Genomic DNA, 19358 nt, shown 5'->3' with positions numbered 1-19358 from the left:
CGGGTGCCTGCGGCCCGCCCCTACGACCCGCCGTAGAACAGCTCATCCATCACGCCCCGTGCCCTGCGGGCCGTGCGCCGGTACGCGTCGAGCATGTCGCCGACATGGCCGGGACCGTAGCCGAGGTAGCGGCCGACGGCGGCCAGCTCCCGCGGGTCGGTGGGGAAGGTGTCCCCGGCCCGGCCCCGGACCAGCATGACCGCGTTGCGCACGCCGGTGGCCAGTACCCAGGCCTCGTCGAGGATGCCCGCCTCGTCCGCGGGGATCAGCCCGGCCGCCTGGGCGGCCGCCAGCGCCTCGCGGGTCCGGGTGGTGCGCAGCCCCGGCTCGTGCGCGGCGTGCCGCAGCTGGATCAGCTGTACGGTCCACTCCACGTCGGACAGGCCGCCGGGACCGAGCTTGGCGTGCAGCTTGGGGTCGGTGCCGCGCGGCAGCCGTTCGGACTCCATGCGGGCCTTCAGGCGCCGGATCTCGCGCGCGTCGTCCTCGCCGACTCCATTGGGCGGATAGCGCAGCGGGTCGATCAGCTCGACGAAGCGGCGGCCGAGGTCCTCGTCACCGGCGACCGGCTCGGCGCGCAGCAGCGCGTGCCGCTCCCACATCAGGGACCAGCGCCGGTAGTACGCCTCGTACGACTTCAGGGTGCGGGCCGGCGGCCCGGACCGGCCTTCGGGGCGCAGGTCGGCGTCGATGAGCAGGGGCGGGTCGGCACTGGGGAGCTGGAGCAGACGGCGCATCTCGGCGACGACCTTGCCGGCCGCGTCGGCCGCTTCCCGTTCGTCCACGCCGTCGCGCGGTTCGTGGACGAACAGGACGTCCGCGTCGGAGCCGTAGCTCAGCTCGTGGCCGCCGAAGCGGCCCATGGCGATGATCGCGAAGCGGGTGGGGAGGGTGTCCCCCCAGCCCTCCCGGACGACCGCGCGCAGCGTGCCGGCGAGGGTGGCGGCGGTCAGGTCGGACACGGCGCCGCCGACCAGGTCGACCAGGGCACCCTGGTCGGCCTCGGCGGGCTGGGACTCGGTGCCGTAGGAGCCGACGATGTCGGTGGCGGCGGTGCGGAACAGCTCGCGGCGGCGGACTCCGCGGGCGGCGGTGACCGCCTGGGCGGCGCCGTCGGCGCGGCGGACGGCGGCGAGGATCTCCTGCTCCAGGTGGGCACGGGAGCGCGGCCGCAGGCCGCCGGCCTCACCGTCGCCGAGCAGGGCCACCGCCTCGGGTGCGCGCAGCAGCAGATCGGGGGCGAGCCGTCCGGCGGACAGGACGCGGGCGAGGTTCTCGGCGGCGGCGCCCTCGTCGCGCAGCAGTCGCAGGTACCAGGGGGTCTTGCCGAGCGCGTCGGAGACCTTGCGGAAGTTCAGCAGGCCGGCGTCCGGGTCGGCGGAGTCGGCGAACCAGCCGAGCAGTACGGGCAGCAGGGTCCGCTGGATGGCCGCCTTGCGGGTCATGCCGGACGCCAGCGCCTCCAGGTGGCGCAGGGCGGCGCCGGGGTCGGCGTAGCCGAGGGCGACCAGCCGTTCGCGGGCGGCCTCGGCGCTGAGCCGGGCCTCGCCGGGGGCGAGCTGGGCGACCGCGTCGAGCAGCGGCCGGTAGAACAGCTTCTCGTGCAGCCGCCGTACGGCGGAGGCGTGCCGCCGCCATTCGCGGGTCAGGCTCGCCACCGGGTCGGTGCGCAGGCCCAGGGAGCGGCCGATGCGGCGCAGGTCCGTCTCGTCCTCCGGGACCAGGTGGGTGCGGCGCAGCTTGAAGAGCTGGATGCGGTGTTCCAGGGAGCGCAGGAAGCGGTAGGCGTCGTCGAGCTGGGCGGTGTCGGCGCGGCCGACGTAGCCGCCGGCGGCGAGGGCCCCCAGCGCGTCGAGGGTGGTGCCGCTGCGCAGGGAGGTGTCGGTGCGGCCGTGCACCAGCTGGAGCAGCTGCACGGCGAACTCGACGTCGCGCAGCCCGCCGGGGCCGAGCTTGAGCTGGCGGTCGACCTCGGCGGTGGGGATGGTGTCGATGACCCGGCGGCGCATCTTCTGCACGTCGGCGACGAAGTTCTCCCGTTCGGCGACCTGCCACACCAGGGGGCGGAGGGCGGCGACGTACTCCTCGCCGAGCGAGAGGTCGCCGGCCACCGGACGGGCCTTGAGCAGCGCCTGGAACTCCCAGGTCTTGGCCCAGCGCTGGTAGTAGGCGCGGTGCGAGGCGAGGGTGCGGACGAGGGGACCGTTGCGGCCCTCGGGCCGCAGGTTGGCGTCGACGGGCCAGATGGTGCCCTCGACGTTGTTCTCGGAGCAGATCCGCATCATGTGCGAGGCCAGCCGGGTGGCGGCACGCAGGGCCTTGTCCTCGTCGGCGCCCTCCACCGCCTCGCCGACGAAGATGACGTCGACGTCCGACACGTAGTTCAGCTCGTGCCCGCCGCACTTGCCCATCGCGATCACCGCGAGCCGGCACAGGTCGGTGTCCTCGGGCGCGGCGGCCTCGGCGAGCGCGAGGGCGGCGCGCAGGGTGGCGGTGGCGAGATCGGCGAGTTCGGCGGCGGTCTCGGACACCTCGGTGGTGCCGCAGACGTCGCGGGCGGCGATGGACAGCAGGCACCGCCGGTAGGCGACGCGCAGCGACACGGCGTCGGTGGCGGCGGCGAGGCCGTGCTCGAACTCGGTCACGCCGGGGTGCAGGTCCCGCGCCTCGTACGTGACGAGCGCCTGCCAGTCGTCGGCGTGCCGGGCGAGATGGTCGGCCAGGGCCTCGGAGGCGCCGAGCACACCGAGCAGCCGGTCGCGCAGCGGCTTGGCGGCGATCAGCGTGTCCAGCAGCTCCTGCCGGCCGGTGGCGCCGGTCTGCGCCTCCAGCAGCCGGACCAGGCCCAGCAGCGCGAGGTCGGGGTCGGCGGTGCCGCCGAGCGCCTCGAGGAGTACCGGGTCGTCGCGCACCGCGGCCAGCTCGGGGCCGTCCAGCAGCCGCTCGGCCGCCGACGGATCGGTGAAACCGTGCCGCAGCAGCCGCGTGAAGGTACTGCTCCTGCGCCCCGGCACCGACGTCATCCCCGGCCTCCCTCGGTCCTCGGCCCACCTCGGGCTCACCACGAGCCCGTACAGGCGACGAGCCTATCCGCCCCGCCGCGACCCGGCCCCGGGACGGCGGGTGCGGTGCCCTGCGGTGTGCGATGAGTTCCGGGGGCGGGCGGGGTCAAACCCTCCGGGGAGGAACTCCCCCGTCGCCCCCGCCCCCGACCGGTGAGGCCACCATGACCGACACACCACCACCCCCGACGAACGGGACTCCCGCCTCCCCCGAGGCCCGTCTCGACCCGCGCTACAGCGACCCGGAGGCGACCGCGCTCCCCTGGACCGAGGCGGAGGGGCGGCTCGCCGCGGCGGAGCTGTTCTGGATCTCGACGGTCCGCCCCGACGGACGTCCCCACGTCACCCCGCTCCCCACCGTCTGGTCGGACGGCGCGCTGCACTTCTGCACCGGGCCGGGGGAACGCAAGGCCCGCAACCTGGCGGCGAACCCGCACGTCGTCCTGACCACCGGCACCAACACCTGGAACGAGGGCTACGACCTCACGGTGGAGGGCGACGCGGTCCGGGTCGCCGACGACGGCAGGCTGCGCGAACTGGCGGCGGCCTGGGAGACGAAGTACGGCAGCTTCTGGCACTTCGAGGTGCGGGACGGCCACTTCCACCACGGGCCGGGACACGCCGTCGTGTTTTCGGTGGCACCGCGCACGGTTTTCGGCTTCGGTAAGGGAGAGCCGTTCAGCCAGACCAGATGGCGGTTCGCGTGACACCGAGAGCCCGCACCGACCGCACCGACCGCACCGACTCAGCCGGAGGAACCCCGATGAACATGGCCATGACCCTCGAAGTGCTTCCGCTGCCTGTCAGCGACATCGACCGGGCCAGGGACTTCTACCGGGACAAGGTCGGCTTCCACGTCGACATCGACCAGGAGGTCATGCCGGGCATGCGCATCGTCCAGCTGACGCCCCCGGGCTCCGGCTGTTCGATCGCGCTGGGCGACGCCATCTGGGAGATGGCGGGCGACGCCCGCCCAACCCCGGGCTCGTACCAGGGCCTCCAGCTGTGCGTCGCCGACATCAAGGCGGCCCACGCGGAACTGACCGCACGCGGCCTGGAGATCTCCGAACCGGTCGTGTACGCCCCGGACGACGGCGCGACGTTCATGTACTTCAAGGACCCGGACGGCAACGGCTGGGCGGTCCAGGAGTACCGCCGCCGCGCCACCGAACCTCTCCACCAGCTCCTGACGGATCTGGCGGGACGGGCGGACGGCCGGGCGTAGGGCGGGAGCGGCGGGACGGGGAGCGGAGTACCCGTCCCGCCGCGGGGGGAGCCCCCGGGACGCGGGACCGTCCGGTGTGGGGGCTCCTGGCGGGGAGAGCCGGCCGAGGCTACACGAGGGCGGTTTCCCCGATCGCCACCAGGTGACCGGTTCCGCTGAGCGACGGCAGCTCGATGTCGGTCACGCACCGCACCTTCACCAGGTTGAGTGTCAGCGTGCCCTCGATGTGCACGCGGCCGGTGCCCTTGTCGAAGTCGGCCCCGCCGAGGTCGCTGGCGGCCGGGTCGACGCGTACGCCGAGGTCGGTGCCGCCGTCGGTGTCGGTGAACTTGATGAAGACGTATCCCATCTCGGTGATACGCCGCTGGAGGTCCTTCACCGAGGGTGAGGGACCGCCGACCACGGTCCTGTGCCCCTCGGCCGAGAGGCGTCCGACGAGTTCGTCCATGAGTGGCTCCTCTGTCACTGTCACGAAGTTCCGCTGACCGGACCGGCCGTCAGCCGGCCGTCTTCTCCATCTGCAGGCGCAGGCTCTTGGGCCGCATGTCGACCCAGACCTCCTTGACGTACGCGAGGCACTCCTCCTTCGAGCCGGCCGTCCCCGTCTCTCGCCAGCCGTCGGGGACGGCGAGGTAGGTCGGCCACAAGGAGTACTGCTCCTCGTCGTTGACGAGGACCTTCAACTGCTGTGCTTCCATTGCCGGGCTCCAGCCTCTGTGCTGTCGGACGTCGTGGTACGGGGCCGCCGGGTCACGCGGTACGGGGGAAGAGCCAGGGCGCCTCCTGCCGGCGGCGCTGCTCGTAGGCGAGGATGCGGTCCTTGTGGGAGAGGGACCAGCCGATGTTGTCGAGCCCCTCCATCAGGGAGGTCTTCTTGAAGGGGTCGATCTCGAAGCGGAAGGTCCGTCCGTCGGCGGCGGTCACGGTCTGGGCCGGCAGGTCGATGTGCAGCGTCGGCGAGGCCCCGTCCGTCAGGCCCTTCGCGATCGTCTCGACCTCGGCCGCCTCCAGCCGGACCGGGAGGATGCTGCTGTTGAAGCAGTTGTTGTGGAAGATGTCCGCGAAGCCCGGCGCGACGATGCACCGGAAGCCGAACTCCCGCAGGGACCAGGGCGCGTGTTCGCGCGAGGAGCCGCAGCCGAAGTTGTCGCCCGCGACGAGCACGGAGGCGCCTTCGTAGCGGGGTTCGTTCAGCGGGAAGTCCGGGGCGGGCGTGGTCCCGTCCTCGAGGTAGCGCCAGTTCCCGAACAGGTGCCGGCCGAAGCCGGTGCGGCTGATCGACTTGAGGAACCGGGCGGGGACGATGTCGTCGGTGTTCACGTTGGACCGCATCAGCGGTACCGCGGTGCCCTCGTGCGTGATGAATTTCTCCACGGTGGTCCTTCCTCTACACGTCGCGGACGTCGGCGAACCGGCCGGCCACGGCCGTGGCGGCCGCGGTCACCGGGCTGACCAGGTGGGTGCGGCCGCCCCGGCCCTGACGTCCCTCGAAATTGCGGTTGCTGGTCGAGGCGCAGCGCTCGCCCGCGGAGAGCCGGTCCCCGTTCATGGCGATGCACATGCTGCAGCCGGGCTCACGCCACTCGAAGCCCGCCTCGCGGAAGACGTCCGCCAGTCCTTCGGCCTCGGCGTCGCGGCGGACGGCCATGGAACCGGGGACGACGATGGCGCGTACGCCGGACGCCACCTTCCTGCCGGTGACGAACGCGGCGGCCTCCCGCAGGTCCTCCAGCCGCGAGTTGGTGCACGACCCGATGAACACGGTGTCGACCTTGATGTCGTCGACGCGCTGGCCGGGTTCCAGGCCCATGTACTCCAGGGCCTTCTCCATCTCGGCGCGCAGCGCCGGGTCGCTCTCGGCCTGCGGGTCGGGGACCGTGCCGGTCACGTCGGCGACCATGCCCGGGTTGGTGCCCCAGGTGACCTGCGGCACCAGGTCGTCGACGTTCAGGTGGTGTGCCGCGTCGTAGCGGGCGCCGGGGTCCGAGGCCAGCTGCTTCCACTGCTCGGCGGCGAGCTCGAAGAGCTCGCCGGAGGGCGCGTAGCGGCGGCCGCGCACGTACTCGACGGTGACGTCGTCGGGGGCGACCATGCCGGCCCGTGCCCCCGCCTCGATGGCCATGTTGCACAGGGTCATGCGGCCCTCGACGGTCAGCGACTCCACCGCGGAGCCGGTGAACTCGATGACGTGGTGGGTGCCGACGTCGGTGCCGAGCCGGCGGATCATGGCCAGGGCGATGTCCTTGGCGGTCACGCCGGGTGCCAGCGTGCCGTCGATGCGGATGTTCATCGTCCGGGGCTTCTGCTGGAGCAGGCACTGCGTGGCCAGGACGTGCTCCACCTCGCTGGTGCCGATGCCCATGGCGAAGATGCCGAGGGCGCCGTGCGTGGAGGTGTGGGAGTCGCCGCAGACGACGGTCATGCCGGGCAGCGACAGGCCCAGTTCGGGGCCGATGACGTGCACGATGCCCTGGTCGGCGTCGTTCATGCCGAGGAGCTGGACGCCGAAGTCGCGGGCGTTGTCCTCCATCGTCTCGATGCAGATGACGCTCTGCTGGTCGATGACGTCGACGAGCCGGCGGCCCGGCACCGTGGGCACGTTGTGGTCGATCACCGCGACCACGGTCTCGGGGCGGTGCACCGGAAGGCCGCGCTCGGTCAGCCCGGCGAAGGCCTGTGGCGAGGTCGCCTCGTGCGTGAGATGCCGGTCGATGTAGAGCATCGGTATCTCACCGGGTTCGTCACGCACCACGTGTGCGTCCCAGATCTTGTCGAACATCGTTCGTGGCATCGTGCGGTGTCTCCTTCGGGGGCGGTGCGTGGGTGAGGGCTTCACCTGGGAGGAGGGGAGGGCCCGGCTCAGGCCGTGGGGGCGGGGGACGTCTTCGCGAAGGCCTCGTCGAGCTCCTCCGGCGTCAGTTCGCGGCCCAGTTCGCCTGCGCGGGCGAGCAGGAGGTCGACGGTCTCCGGGGAGAGTTCGCGGGGGTCGCGGCCGCTCAGCATGCAGGCGAGCCGTACGGAACTGCGGCCGCTCCACGGGCTGACGGCCACGGACAGGGCGCCGCCGACGGCCGCGGGGTCCACGGCCGAGTACACGGTGCGCGACATCTCCCGCAGCTTGTCCTCGAGTTCGGGGTTGTCCGCCTCGTGGGCCCGGTCGGCGAGGTGGTGGGCCTTGAGGATGGCGTCCGTGTGGATGCCGGAGGAGGTGTGGCTGTAGCGCTTGCCGAGCACGCCGTGCTCCGGCGGCTCGACGCCGACCATCTTCTGGTAGCAGGTGATGAGTTCGAGCAGCTGGGGCATGTCCCAGGAGACGGGCAGTCCGGCCTCGGCCTGGATCGCGGCGAAGTTGAGGACGATCTCTTCCAGGGAGGCGTTGCCGGAGCGTTCACCGACCCCGCGCGAGACGACGTGGATCCGGCCGGCGCCGGCGGCGACCGCGGCCATGGCGTTGCCCAGGGCGTTGCCGGTGTCGCGGTGGCCGTGCCAGTCGACCCGCATGTCCGGCACGCCCAGGGCGTCGAGTTCGTCACGGATGAAGCGGATGATGCGGTAGGTGCCGAGCGGCCGGATGACCCCGATGGTGTCGGCGAGGGCGACGATGTAGGCGCCGCTCTCGACCTGGGTGCGGGTGATCGCCCGCAGGTCCTCGGGGGAGGTCTGGGTGGTGTGTTCGGTGCCCGCGACGACGGGGATGCCCATCTCCACGGTCTTCTTGATGAACGTCTCCAGCCTGGTCAGGATGAAGTCGAGGTCCCAGCCCTGGACGAGGCGCCGGGACGGCGCGCTGCCCATGAAGACGACGGACTCGAGGCCGGAGTGGATCTCCTTGCACTCGACGGTCCACCTCAGGGACTCCTCCGTGCACATGGAGAGCACGGAGGGCACGACGCCGGGGAGTTCGTCCCGCATCCGCGCCAGCAGCTGCTTCATCCTCGCGTTGATCCGGTCGGCGTTGCCCGGGTAGATCCCGACGGTGGCGTACGTGATGCCGAAGCCGTGGAGGAGGTGCAGGTAGCGCATCATGTCGTCGACCGACGGGTAGCCGGAGATGCCCTGGAGGCCGTCGCGCAGACACTCCGAGAGGATGTCGGTCCTGGCCACCTGGGCGGCGAGCGGCTCGCCGGGGATGGCCGTGGGCAGAGGGGTGAGCGGGCTCGGGTCGCTGTTCCAGTTGAAGTTCACCGGGACATCGAGGGAATTGATGTCCTGTACGTCGCGTGCGGTTCCGTGTGCTTCCTTCTGCATGGTCTCTCCGTTTCGGAAAGGAATCGGGACGGGAAAGGCGCGGGTCAGTCGATGACGACCGGGTGAATACCGACCGAGAACCGGATGTAGTCGTCGGAATATCCGAAGGTGGATCCGGGAATTCCGGCGATTCCGGTCTTCTCGAGCACCGAGAAACAGTCCTCGCCCGCCCTGAGCCTGCTCCAGGTGTAGATGGTGGCGTCGTCGTCGACGTGGATGTGCTCGAAGAGCTGGTGTTCCCTGTCGAAGGACTGGAGTTGTGTGCGCAGCCGGGACCGGCGCAGCCGGTAGAGCCCGCGGATCTTCTCGGCCAGTTCGGGCTTCTGGCGGAAGAGGGTGTCGTACGCCATGAAACGCAGCTGCCATTCGCCGGGAAGGCAGCTCACACTGTTCATCCAGCTCGACCGCATGGCGACGGAGAACGCGGTGTCGCCGAAGACGGCCCAGCCGAACCGGTCGCCGGTCAGGGTGCGGGTCTTGGAGAAGCTGTTCACGTAGATCATCCGGTCGGCGACCTCGGGGACGGAGGCCAGGCCGCGCATGCGCGCCTCGTCCTCGGCGGGGCGGCCGGTGCCGACGTAGGCGAGGTCCGCGAGCACGTGGACGTGGTGCCCCCGGTCGGCGAAGCGGCGGACGACCTCCATGAGCGCGGCGAGTTCGTCGGGCGTGTACGCGAGGGACGTCGGGTTGTTCGTCACGGTCAGGTAGACGACGGTGATGTCCGGGTTCTCCCGCAGGTGCCGGGCGAGGAGGGTGTCGGTCAGCTTGAACCGGTCCTCGGCCAGGGTCGGTACCCGGTGCAGCCGGTATCCGTAGGTCGCGGCCTGGAGTTCGGGCATGTTGAAGCCGGGGGCGGCGAAGAGGACGGCGCCGGGCGACTCGGAGCGGCGGTGGGCGAAGAACGCCAGTCCGCGGAGGATCTTGTCGATGCAGTCGCCCGCGCCCAGGCCGAGTGCCACCTGGTCGGCGGTCGCGGTCACGCCCCACCGCGCCATGTCGGCCGCGAGCCGGCCCCGCAGGAGGGGGTTGCCGACGCCCTGGATGTCGTAGACACGGGGGTCGTATCCGGCGTCGAGGAGCCGGCGCTCCTCCTCCGTCATCCGGTCCCGGAGCCAGTGGTAGCCCTCCCCGGACGCCGGCCGGCCGTTGAGGTCCTCGCCGGGCAGGGCGATGCCGAGTTCGTCGCCGAGGAGGCGGTAGTCCCCGGGGCCGCCCTCCTCCCCCTCGCATTCGCTGATGAACCGCACGTTGACGTCGCCGATGGTCCGGTTGACGATCTCGAGCCGGGTGGCGGTGAGGTCGAACCCGCGGGCCGCGCATTCCCGTTCGAGGTCGTCGACGAGTCGTGCCATGACCCGGATCGGCGGTTCCGCGGTGTCGGTCTGCGCGGCCCGGTGGCGGCGCACCATCTCCCGGCGGGCCTCACGGACCAGCAGGCGCTGCGCGTCGAGGCCGGTCGGCACGGCCGCCGGGGAAGCCGGGGAGGCACTCTGTGACGTCGTCATGTGGGGGCAAACTCCAGTCCCAGTCGTCTCTTCGTCGAGCGGTGTGCGCGTGCGCGGTGGCGCGGGCCGTACGCCGTGGCCGCCGCCGTCGAGGAGACGGCGGGGACGGCGGGCGGCGGGCAGCGGGGGTCAGGCGGCCGTCCGCCGCAGCCGGTCCGCGACGCGCCGGCCCATCTCCGCGGTGCCGACGACGGTGCTCGTCGCCTCCGCGAGGTCCGGGGTCCTGAATCCCTCGCCGACGACGGCCGCGACCGCCTCCTCGACGGCGGCGGCCTCCCGGTGGAGGCCCAGGGAGTGGCGCAGCAGCAGGGCGCCGGAGAGGATCGCGCCCACGGGGTTGGCCCTGTCCTGGCCGGCGATGTCGGGGGCGGAGCCGTGGATGGGCTCGTACAGTCCGAAGGTGCCGCCGGCGGTGCGGCGGGTGCCGAGGCTCGCGGAGGGCAGCATGCCGATGGAGCCGGTGAGCATGGACGCCTCGTCGGTGAGGATGTCGCCGAAGAGGTTCTCGGTGACGATGACGTCGAAGTCCGCCGGTGTCCTGATCAGCCGCATGGCGCAGGCGTCGACGAGCATGTGCTCGTAGCCGACGGTGGGGTGGTCGGCCGCCACCCGGTCCACCACCTCGCGCCACAGGACGGAGGAGCTGAGCACGTTGGCCTTGTCGACGGAGGTGACCTTCCGCTCCCGCCCGAGTGCGATCTCGAACGCGGCGCGGACGACCCGCTCGATCTCCGCCTCGGTGTAGAGGAGGGTGTCGATGGCGTCCGTGCCCTGCGGGGTGCGGCGGATCGCGCTCGGCTTGCCGGGCACGGATTCCAGGCGCCCGTAGTAGAGCCCGGCCGACAGTTCCCGTACGAAGATCATGTCGGCGCCCTTGAGGTACTCGGGCTTGATCGAGGAGGCCCCGTACAGCGCCTCGAAGGGGCGCACCGGCCGGAGGTTGGCGAAGAAGCCGAACTCCTTGCGGAGGCGGAACAGTGCCTGTTCCGGGCGGGGGCCGCCCTTCTGTTCGGCTCCGGCCGGCAGGCTGCCGATGGCGCCGAAGAGGATCGCGTCGCTCTGTCCGCAGATCTCGAAGGTGCTGTCGGAGATCGCGACGCCCTCCGCCGCGATGGCGTCCAGGCCGACCCGGCGCTTGTGCACCGTGAAGCGGTGTCCGTAGGTCTCCTCCACGGCGCGCAGCACGTCCAGCGCCTGGGCCGTCACCTCGGGGCCGACTCCGTCCCCGGGCAGCACGGTGATCGTGGCTGCACTCATCTCGCTCACCTTTCGCATGCTTTCTCGGTTCTCGGTTCTCGCTTCTCAGGGCTTTTCGAACGAATCGCCATATCGTTCAGCGGCCCGGGTGGAAGGAGCGCAGCCGGTCGACGATGGTGCCGCGCCAGCAGACCATGTCGTGACCGCCCAGGTATTCGCGGTAGTCGACCTCGTACCCCTTCTCCTCGAGGACGCCCAGCATGTTCTGATGACTCGTCATGGGGTCGTAGTCGACAATGGCGCGCTCAAGGCTCCCGATGTCCATGGAGAACCGGATGGGGAGTTTCGGCGATTCCTCGAAACGACGCGTCAGCCATTCCTCCTCCTTTTCCGGGACGTTCTTTCCGGGCCACCAGTAGGACCCCGACTGGGAGATGACGCGGCCGAACCGCTCGGGGGTGCGGTACGCGGCGTACATCGCGGCGAGGGCGCCGAAACAGGAGCCGCCGACGACGGTCCGCGCGGGGTCCGGGGTGATGTGGTAGTTCTCGTGGACCCAGGGCATCAGTTCCTGGTTCAGGTACGCGTTGAACGGGTCGTGGCAGGTCAGTTCGCGGGCCCGGATCTCCTGGTCCTCGTTGGTGTGCATCACCAGGACGTACGGGGGGATGCGGCCGGCGTAGAGGAGGTTGTCCATCACGGTCGTGATGGCCGCGAAGTTGTAGTAGGACCATCCGTCGAAGAGCACGAAGACGTCGTAGTCGTCGCCGTCGGCGGTGTAGCCGGGCGGTGTGTGGACGCTGACGTGGTGCCGGGTGCCGAGGACGGCGCTGTCCATGGTCTGCATCCGGCTCCTGCCCTTGGGCACCCCGCGCCGCGGGATGTTCCACGGCTGCTTGGGGGCGGCGGGCAGCTCCAGCACGGACACCTTGAACTGGTTCGGGTTGCCCATGAGCGTGTAGTCGTGGGGGTTGAGCGGGTCGGGCCGGTACTCGGGGAGACGGCGCAGCACCTCCTCGTACGAACCGAAGGGCGCCATCGCGTCGTTGACCGACAGCAGATAGGTGGTCCGCAGCTCGGACGGCATGAGGTAGGACCGGTACCAGAGGTCGGTGCCCGGCAGGTGTTCCATCCGGAACTCCCTGAGGTCGCCGCCGGGCGCGCTGCAGAAGAGCACGATGACGTTCTCGGTGTCCCCCGGGTCCCGCCACAGGAAGGTGACCAGGGTGTGGGAGCCGTCGTCGCCGGCGGGCTCCATCAGGGGGGAGCCGTTCGCGGTGACCTCTTTCCAGAACGCGTCGACGGCGTCGTGGCCGCCTGCCTCGACGGCCGCCGTCAGTTCGGCGATCCGGGGGCTCTTCAGGGACGTCTCGGCTGCGAAGGACGTCTCGGCAGCGGACATGGTCTTCTCTCCTCGCCTTGTGCCTGGCCGGCGCGTGCCGGGGTGAAGCCGTGGTGGACAGCGCCGTGAACGGCGCGCGCCGGGATGGTCAGAGCAGGTCGAACAGTTCCGCCGCGTCCTCTTCCTCGCTGTCGCCCTCGTCGACGCTCCGGTCGATGACCCGGGCGAGCGCTTCGACGGTCCGGTTCTGGAAGACCGAGGTGAGCATGAGCGTGATGCCCCACCGGTCCTGGACCTCGGTCGCCATGGAGGCCACGAGCAGGGAGTGGCCGCCGAGGGCGAAGAAGTCGTCCCGGATGCCGACCCGCTCCAGGTCCAGGAGCCGTGCCCACAGGTCGGCGAGGATCCGCTCCGTCCCGGTCCTCGGCGCGACATGGTCCTCGCCCTCCCGCGCCTGCCGCACGATGTCGGGCAGCGCGGGCAGCGCCTTGCGGTCGACCTTGCCGTTGGCCGTGAGCGGGAACTCGTCGAGGACGACGAAGTAGGTGGGCACCATGTATTCCGGGAGCCGTTCGAGGAGAGCGGCCCGCAGCTCGTCCGGACCTGTCTCCGATCCGGTGCCCGGGCCTGCCTCCCCTCCCGCCTGCCGGGTGACGAAGGCGGTGAGCCGCTTGTCGACGGGCGTGACCTCGTGGACGACGACCAGGCAGGAGCGTACGGCCGGGTGGTCGGCCAGGACGGCCTCGATCTCCTCGATCTCGATGCGGTAGCCGCGGATCTTGACCTGGTGGTCCTTGCGGCCCGCGTACTCGATGGCGCCGTCGGCCCGGTACCGGGCCAGGTCGCCGGTGGCGTAGAGCCGGCCAGCGCCGAACGGGTCGGCCACGAAGCGTTCGGCGGTCAGGTCCGGGCGCCCCAGATAGCCGCGCGCCAGCTGCACGCCGCCGATGAACAGCTCGCCGATGACGCCGTCCGGCACCGGTTCCATCGCCTCGTCGAGGACGTACAGCCGGGTGTTGGCCACCGGACGGCCGATGGGGACGGTGGTCGCGCCCGGTGTGTCGCGGCACTCCCAGTAGCTGACGTCGACGGACGCCTCCGTGGGCCCGTAGAGGTTGTGCAGCCGGGTGTCGGGCAGGGTCCGCAGGAACGCGTCCCGCACCTCGGGGGGCAGGGCCTCCCCGCTGCACATCACGTGCCGCACGCCCCGGCACTGCCGGCCGACGGTCGGCTGCTGGAGGAATGCCTGGAGCATCGAGGGCACGAAGTGCAGGACGCCGATGCCCTCGCGCTCGATCAGGTCGGCCAGGTAGGCCGGGTCGCGGTGGCCCTCGGGCCGGGCGACGTGCAGCCGGGCGCCGGCGATCAGCGGCCAGAAGAACTCCCAGACCGAGACGTCGAAGCTGTACGGGGTCTTCTGCAGGACGCGGTCGTCCTGGCGCAGGCCGTAGGCGTCCTGCATCCAGAGCAGGCGGTTGCAGATGCCCCGGTGGGACAGCATGGCGCCCTTGGGGCGTCCGGTGGAGCCGGAGGTGTAGATGACGTAGGCGAGGCCGTCCGGGCTCACGGTGACGTCCAGCGGCTCGGGACTCGCGTCGGGCCAGGAGGCCTCGTCCTCCCCGAGGTCGAGGAGCCGTACGCCCTCTTCTCCCAGGAAGCCGAGGGCGTCCCGGGTGTCGGGCCGGGTCAGGACGAGCCGTATCCTGGCGTCCTCGGCCATGTGGGCGAGGCGCTCACGCGGGTGGTCGGGGTCCAGCGGGACGTACGCGCCGCCGGCCTTGAGGACGGCGAGCAGCGCGGTCACCAGGTCGAGGGAGCGTCGCATGCAGATCCCGACCCGGGTCTCCGGCCCGACGCCCCGGTCGCGCAGGGTCCTGGCCAGCCGGTCGGCCCGCCGGTCCAGCGCGGCGTACGTCAGCTGCTCGTCCTCGTAGGACAGGGCCACCCGGTCGGGCGTCCGGCCGGCCTGCTCGGCGAAGAGTCCGTGGAGGGTGACGGGCCGCAGCGTGCCCGGGTCGTCGGTGGCGTTCCGCTCGTCGAGGATGCGCCGGCGGGTGTCGGCGGCGAGCAGCGGCAGCCGGGCGACGGACGTCCGCGGTGCCGCCAGGGCCGCCGTGAGCAGGTTCCGCAGGTGCTCGCCCATGCCGGCGACGGTGTCCCGCTCGAAGAGGTCGGTGCTGTACTCGAAGGTGTACCGCAGTTCCCCGTCGCGCTGCTGGATGCTCATGCCCAGGTCGAACTTGGCGACGCCGACCCCGTCGTCCGTCACGTCGTGGATCCAGGCGGGCTGCCGGGAGCCGGGCAGCTCCTCGAAGATCTTGTCCAGGCCGGTGAACATCACCTGGAAGACCGGGCTGTAGCTGAGGCTGCGTTCGGGCTTCAGCTCCTCGACGATGCGGTCGAACGGCACCTCCTGCCGGCTCTGCGCCTCCAGGAGCTTCCAGCGGACCTGGTGGAGCACGTCCGCGAAGTCCGGGTCGCCCTCCAGGTCGACGCAGAGCGCGATGGTGTTGACGAGGAAGCCGATCATCGGCTCGGTCTCGATGCGGCCGCGGCCCGCGACCGGAATGCCGATGACCACTTTGTCCTGCCCGCTGTAGCGCGAGAGGAGGACGGCGAACGCGCTCAGGAACGTGACGAAGTCGGTCGTCCGGTGTTCGACGCTCACCTTCCCGAGCTGCTCGACGAGCTCGGGCCCAAGGGCCGAGGTGAGGTTGGCGCCGCGGTAGTTCTGCACCGCGGGCCGGGGGTGGTCGGTCGGCAGCGAGATCAGCGCGGGCGCGTCGGCCAGCTGCGCCTTGAAGTAGTCCAGGTGCGGCCGGAGGCGTTCCTCCTCGAGCCACTGCTGCTGCCACACCGCGTAGTCGGCGTACTGGACGGCCGGCGGTCCGGGCAGCGCGGCGCCGTCGTCCTCGAGGAGGTCGTAGAGGCGCAGCAGTTCGTCGTTGAGGATGCCCACCGAGTAGCCGTCGAAGACGGCGTGGTGCGCGCTGAAGGCCAGGAGCGACTCGCCGTCCGGCAGGTGGACGAGCAGGGTACGCAGCAGCGGGCCGTGAGCGAGGTCGAACGTCTCCAGCCACAGCTCGCGGGTGACGGCCTTGACCGATTCCCGCCACCGCTCGGCCGGCTCGGCCCGCTCGGTCGTCAGGTCGGCCTCGGTCAGGACGACCGTCCCGGTCGGGGCGATCTCCTGCCACACGCGTCCGCCGTGCTCGCGGAACGTGGTGCGCAGGACCTCGTGGCGCGCGATCAGCGCTTCGAGGGCCCGCCGCAGCCGTGCCGGGTCGGTCGCCCCGGACCGGTGCAGGAGCCAGCCCACGGTGTAGAGCGGGCTGTCGGGGACCAGCCGGTCCATGTACCAGAGCCGCTGCTGGTCGAAGGTGGCGGGCACGGGCTCGTCCCGTGTCACCGGGACGAGCGGCAGGGCGGGGTACGGCTGCTGTTCCCGCAGCAGTTCGTCCACGGCGACGGCGACCCGGGAGAGGACCGGCTGCTCGAACAGCACCCGCACCGGCAGGTCGACGCCGAAGGTCTGCCGGACGCGCGCGGCCACCTTCACCGCGAGCAGGGAGTGTCCGCCCAGCGAGAAGAAGTCGTCGAGGACGCCGACGGGGCTGTGGCCCAGTACCTCGGCCCAGATCTCCGCCAGTTTCGCCTCGGTCGCGGTCCGGGGCAGCGAGGCGGCGGAGGGCGCCGGTGCCGCGCTCTCGTCGGGGAGCGGGAGCGCCCGGCGGTTCAGCTTGCCGTTGCCGGTCAGGGGCAGTTCGTCGAGCGTGACGAAGGCCGACGGCACCATGTACGAGGGCAGTCGCTCCTTGAGGTGCGCCCGCAGCTCCCCGTCCACGTCCGGGGCTCCCCCGTCCGTCACGACGTACGCGACCAGTCGCTTGCCGGTGCCGTCCGACCGGGTGTCCGGCTGGGCGAGCACGGCGTAGGTGCGCACGTGCGGGTGCTGCTCCAGCACGGCCTCGATCTCGCCCAGCTCGATCCTGAAGCCCCGGATCTTCACCTGGCCGTCGATGCGCTCGATGAACTCGATGTTCCCGTCGGGGAGATACCGGACGAGGTCGCCGCTCCGGTAGAGCCGCCCGCCGGGTTCGTCTCCGAACGGGTCCGCGACGAAGTGCTCGGCGGTGAGGTCGGGGCGGTTCATGTAGCCGCGGGTCACGCCCACGCCGCCGATCCACAGTTCGCCGGGCACCCCGGGCGGCACGGGCCGCAGGTAGGGGTCGAGGACGTAGAACCGGGCGTTGGTGATCGGCCGGCCGATGTGGATGACGTCCAGGTTCTCGTCGGTGTGCGTACCGGTGGCGAAGATCGTGGTCTCGGTCGGCCCGTAGACGTTGAAGAAGGTACGGCCCGGCGCCCAGGTCCGGATGAGGTCCGCCGAGTACGCCTCACCGCCGACGACCAGGGTGCGCAGATGCGGCAGCGGGTCGTCGGTCGGGAGCGTGGCGAGCGCGCCCGGCGTGAAGTTCAGGCTCTCGATGGCCCGTTCGGACAGCATCTTCTGCAGGTCGGAGCCGATCATGCGGGTGTGGGGCGCGGGGATGTGCAGGGTGCCGCCGGTCACCAGCGGCAGGACGATCTCCCAGACGGAGAAGTCGAAGCTGGTGGAGGCGACCTGGAGGACGTTCTGCCGCCGGTCGAAGCAGGGGTTGCGGCGGATCCACGGCACCACGTGCTGGAGGTTGTGGTGCGCGACCATGACGCCCTTGGGCCGGCCGGTCGAGCCCGACGTGTAGATGATGTAGGCCAGGTTCCGCGAGGTCACGGCCGTCGTCGGCGCGGTCCTCGGACCGGCGGCCACGGCGGACCAGTCGGAGTCCAGGCAGAGCGTCGTCGGGCCGTCACCGTCGCGTGCCTCGGGTGCCTTCGGCAGCTCCGGCAGCCGTGGCAGCAGGTGCCGCTGGGTGAGCATCAGACGCAGCCGCGAGTCCTCGATGACGTACCGCATGCGGTCGAGCGGGTAGCGGGGGTCGATCGGGACGTAGGCGCCGCCCGCCTTCAGGATGCCCAGCAGACCGACGATGCCCTCCAGCGAGCGGTCCAGACACAGCCCGACCAGGACGTCGGGTCCCACGCCCCGGCCCTGCAGCCAGTGCGCGAGCTGGTTGGCACGGGCGTCGAGTTCGGCGTAGGTGAGGTGTCCGTCCTCGTGGACGACCGCCACCGAGTCCGGCGTTTCGCGGACCTGCTCCTGGATCAGGTCGTGCAGCAGGACGTCCTCGACGGGCGACGTGGACTGGCTGCTCCACTGTTCCAGCGCCCGGGTCCGCTCGGCGTCGGTGAGCAGGCCCACCTGGGCGAGGCTCTGCTGCGGCCGCGTCACCAGCTCGCGGCAGATCTGCCGCAGGTGCGCGAGCATCGCCTCGACCGTACGGCCGTCGAACCGCCGTGTGTCGTACAGGATGTTGATGCCGATGCGCTCGCCGACGGTGATGGCGGTGTTGAGCGGGTAGTGCGTCTGTTCCTTCGAACCGAGCGCCTCCAGGCGGAGCGCCGTCTCGCCCTCGGGGTCGCCCTCGGGGTAGTTCTCGAAGACGAAGAGGCTCTCGAAGAGCGGCGCGCCCGCGGGCAGCCCGCTCCACCGCTGGACCTCGCCGAGCGGACTGTACTCGTACTGGCGCATCCGCAGGCTCTGCTCCTGCAGGTCCTTCAGCCAGGCGAGTACGGAACGCTGCGCGGGCATGCTCACCCGCAGCGGGAGCGTGTTGATGAAGAGGCCGACCATGCGCTCGACACCCTCGACGTCGGCCGGCCGTCCCGACGCCACGGTGCCGAAGACGACGTCGTCGGTACGGGCGTAACGGCCGAGGAGGAGCGCCCAGCAGCCCTGCAGCACGGTGTTGAGGGTGAGCCGGTGCGTCAGGGCGAAGTCCTGGAGCCGCGTCGTCTCCGCCTCGCTGAGGAAGTCCTCGGCCCAGAGGTACGGGGCGGGCCCGCCCCGGGTTTCGTCGTTGCCCGCGTCCGGACGCGTCCCCGCCCCCGTCCCCGTCCCCGTCCCCAGGTTCAGGGTGGTGGCCTGTTCGACGCCTTGGAGGGCGTCGCGCCAGTAGTCCTCGGCCTGCTGGAGGTCCTGCTCCTGGAGCCAGCCGACGTAGTCGCGGTACGGGCGGGGCGGCGCCTTCTCCAGATGCCGGCCCTCGGCCAGGGCGCCGTACCACTGGACGGCGTCGCTCAGGACCAGGCTGATGCTCCAGCCGTCCAGGATGGTGTGGTGCGCGCTCCAGACCAGCTCGTACCGGTCCTCGGCGGTGCGCGCGAGGAGCATCCGCCACTGCGGGGCGTCCTCGGGCTCGAAACCACGGGCGCGGTCCTCGAGGAGATGCGCGTCCAGCCGCTCCCGCTGCTCGTCGGGGCTCACGGCCCGCCAGTCGACCACCTCGAGGGGAACGGGCAGGTCGGCCCAGACCAACTGGAGCGCCCGGTTGTCCTTCGTGGTCCAGAACCCGGTGCGCAGGATCGGGTGGCGCCGCATGACCTGCGCCCAGCTCGCCCGGAAGACCTCGACATCCAGGTCCTGCCCGATGCGCAGCACGTTCTGCACGTGGTAGAAGCCCTCGCCCCGCGCGTACTGGCTCTGGAACCACATGCCCTGCTGGACCGGCGTCTGCGGGCAGCAGTCCTCCAGCGGGCGGGGTGACGTAGCGGACTGCCATACGGGCCGGGTGCGCAGAGCGCCGACGAGTTCGTTGATCTGCTGCTGGTCCAGCCCGGAGAGTTCGAGGTCGGAGGGGGTGTAGCCCTGGACGTCCGGGCGCCGGGTCTCGTCCGCG

The 19358-nt window shown here is 71.3% G+C and carries 12 protein-coding genes; 2 read left to right on the top strand and 10 right to left on the bottom strand.

Annotated features, from left to right (window positions below):
- Window positions 1-20: 20 nt before the first annotated feature.
- A complete protein-coding gene (locus tag ACFWVE_RS21185; protein ID WP_384016144.1) occupies window positions 21-3023 on the bottom strand; it encodes a bifunctional [glutamine synthetase] adenylyltransferase/[glutamine synthetase]-adenylyl-L-tyrosine phosphorylase in 3003 nt (1000 codons plus the stop codon).
- A gap of 203 nt (window positions 3024-3226) precedes the next feature.
- On the opposite strand from ACFWVE_RS21185, the gene ACFWVE_RS21180 reads away from it, so the two are divergent.
- Both ACFWVE_RS21180 and ACFWVE_RS21175 read left to right on the top strand, forming a co-directional pair.
- The gene (locus ACFWVE_RS21180; protein WP_384016142.1) at window positions 3227-3769 is read left to right on the top strand and encodes a pyridoxamine 5'-phosphate oxidase family protein; all 543 of its coding nucleotides are present in this window, start codon (window positions 3227-3229) and stop codon (window positions 3767-3769) included.
- Window positions 3770-3831: 62 nt separating this feature from the next.
- A complete protein-coding gene (locus tag ACFWVE_RS21175; RefSeq protein WP_384016198.1) occupies window positions 3832-4287 on the top strand; it encodes a VOC family protein in 456 nt (151 codons plus the stop codon).
- A 109-nt stretch (window positions 4288-4396) separates the two neighbouring features.
- Here ACFWVE_RS21175 and ACFWVE_RS21170 read toward each other — a convergent pair whose 3' ends face one another.
- From ACFWVE_RS21170 to ACFWVE_RS21130, 9 genes are all read right to left on the bottom strand, one after another.
- Window positions 4397-4735, bottom strand: a complete 339-nt coding sequence (locus ACFWVE_RS21170; protein ID WP_384016140.1) for a hypothetical protein — start codon at window positions 4733-4735, stop codon at window positions 4397-4399.
- Window positions 4736-4784: 49 nt separating this feature from the next.
- Window positions 4785-4985, bottom strand: coding sequence for an MbtH family protein (locus ACFWVE_RS21165; protein ID WP_384016139.1), 201 nt, complete (start codon window positions 4983-4985; stop codon window positions 4785-4787).
- A gap of 52 nt (window positions 4986-5037) precedes the next feature.
- The gene (gene leuD / locus ACFWVE_RS21160; RefSeq protein ID WP_384016137.1) at window positions 5038-5661 is read right to left on the bottom strand and encodes a 3-isopropylmalate dehydratase small subunit; all 624 of its coding nucleotides are present in this window, start codon (window positions 5659-5661) and stop codon (window positions 5038-5040) included.
- 13 nt (window positions 5662-5674) lie between these two features.
- The gene (gene leuC / locus ACFWVE_RS21155; protein ID WP_384016135.1) at window positions 5675-7078 is read right to left on the bottom strand and encodes a 3-isopropylmalate dehydratase large subunit; all 1404 of its coding nucleotides are present in this window, start codon (window positions 7076-7078) and stop codon (window positions 5675-5677) included.
- A gap of 68 nt (window positions 7079-7146) precedes the next feature.
- Entirely contained in the window at window positions 7147-8535 is a 1389-nt protein-coding gene (locus ACFWVE_RS21150; RefSeq protein WP_384016133.1) for a hypothetical protein, read from the bottom strand.
- 44 nt (window positions 8536-8579) lie between these two features.
- On the bottom strand, window positions 8580-10040 hold the full coding sequence (locus ACFWVE_RS21145; protein WP_384016131.1) for a pyridoxal phosphate-dependent aminotransferase: 1461 nt from the start codon (window positions 10038-10040) through the stop codon (window positions 8580-8582).
- A gap of 129 nt (window positions 10041-10169) precedes the next feature.
- A complete protein-coding gene (gene leuB, locus ACFWVE_RS21140) occupies window positions 10170-11297 on the bottom strand; it encodes a 3-isopropylmalate dehydrogenase (RefSeq protein ID WP_384016129.1) in 1128 nt (375 codons plus the stop codon).
- A 76-nt stretch (window positions 11298-11373) separates the two neighbouring features.
- The gene (gene fes, locus ACFWVE_RS21135; RefSeq protein ID WP_384016128.1) at window positions 11374-12639 is read right to left on the bottom strand and encodes an enterochelin esterase; all 1266 of its coding nucleotides are present in this window, start codon (window positions 12637-12639) and stop codon (window positions 11374-11376) included.
- A gap of 88 nt (window positions 12640-12727) precedes the next feature.
- Window positions 12728-19358, bottom strand: a 6631-nt coding sequence (locus ACFWVE_RS21130) for an amino acid adenylation domain-containing protein (protein WP_384016126.1), incomplete at its 5' end; no start/stop codon positions are given.

Source organism: Streptomyces sp. NPDC058632 (assembly GCF_042717095.1).
GTDB lineage: Bacteria > Actinomycetota > Actinomycetes > Streptomycetales > Streptomycetaceae > Streptomyces.
This window is presented reverse-complemented; position numbering and strand designations above follow the sequence as displayed.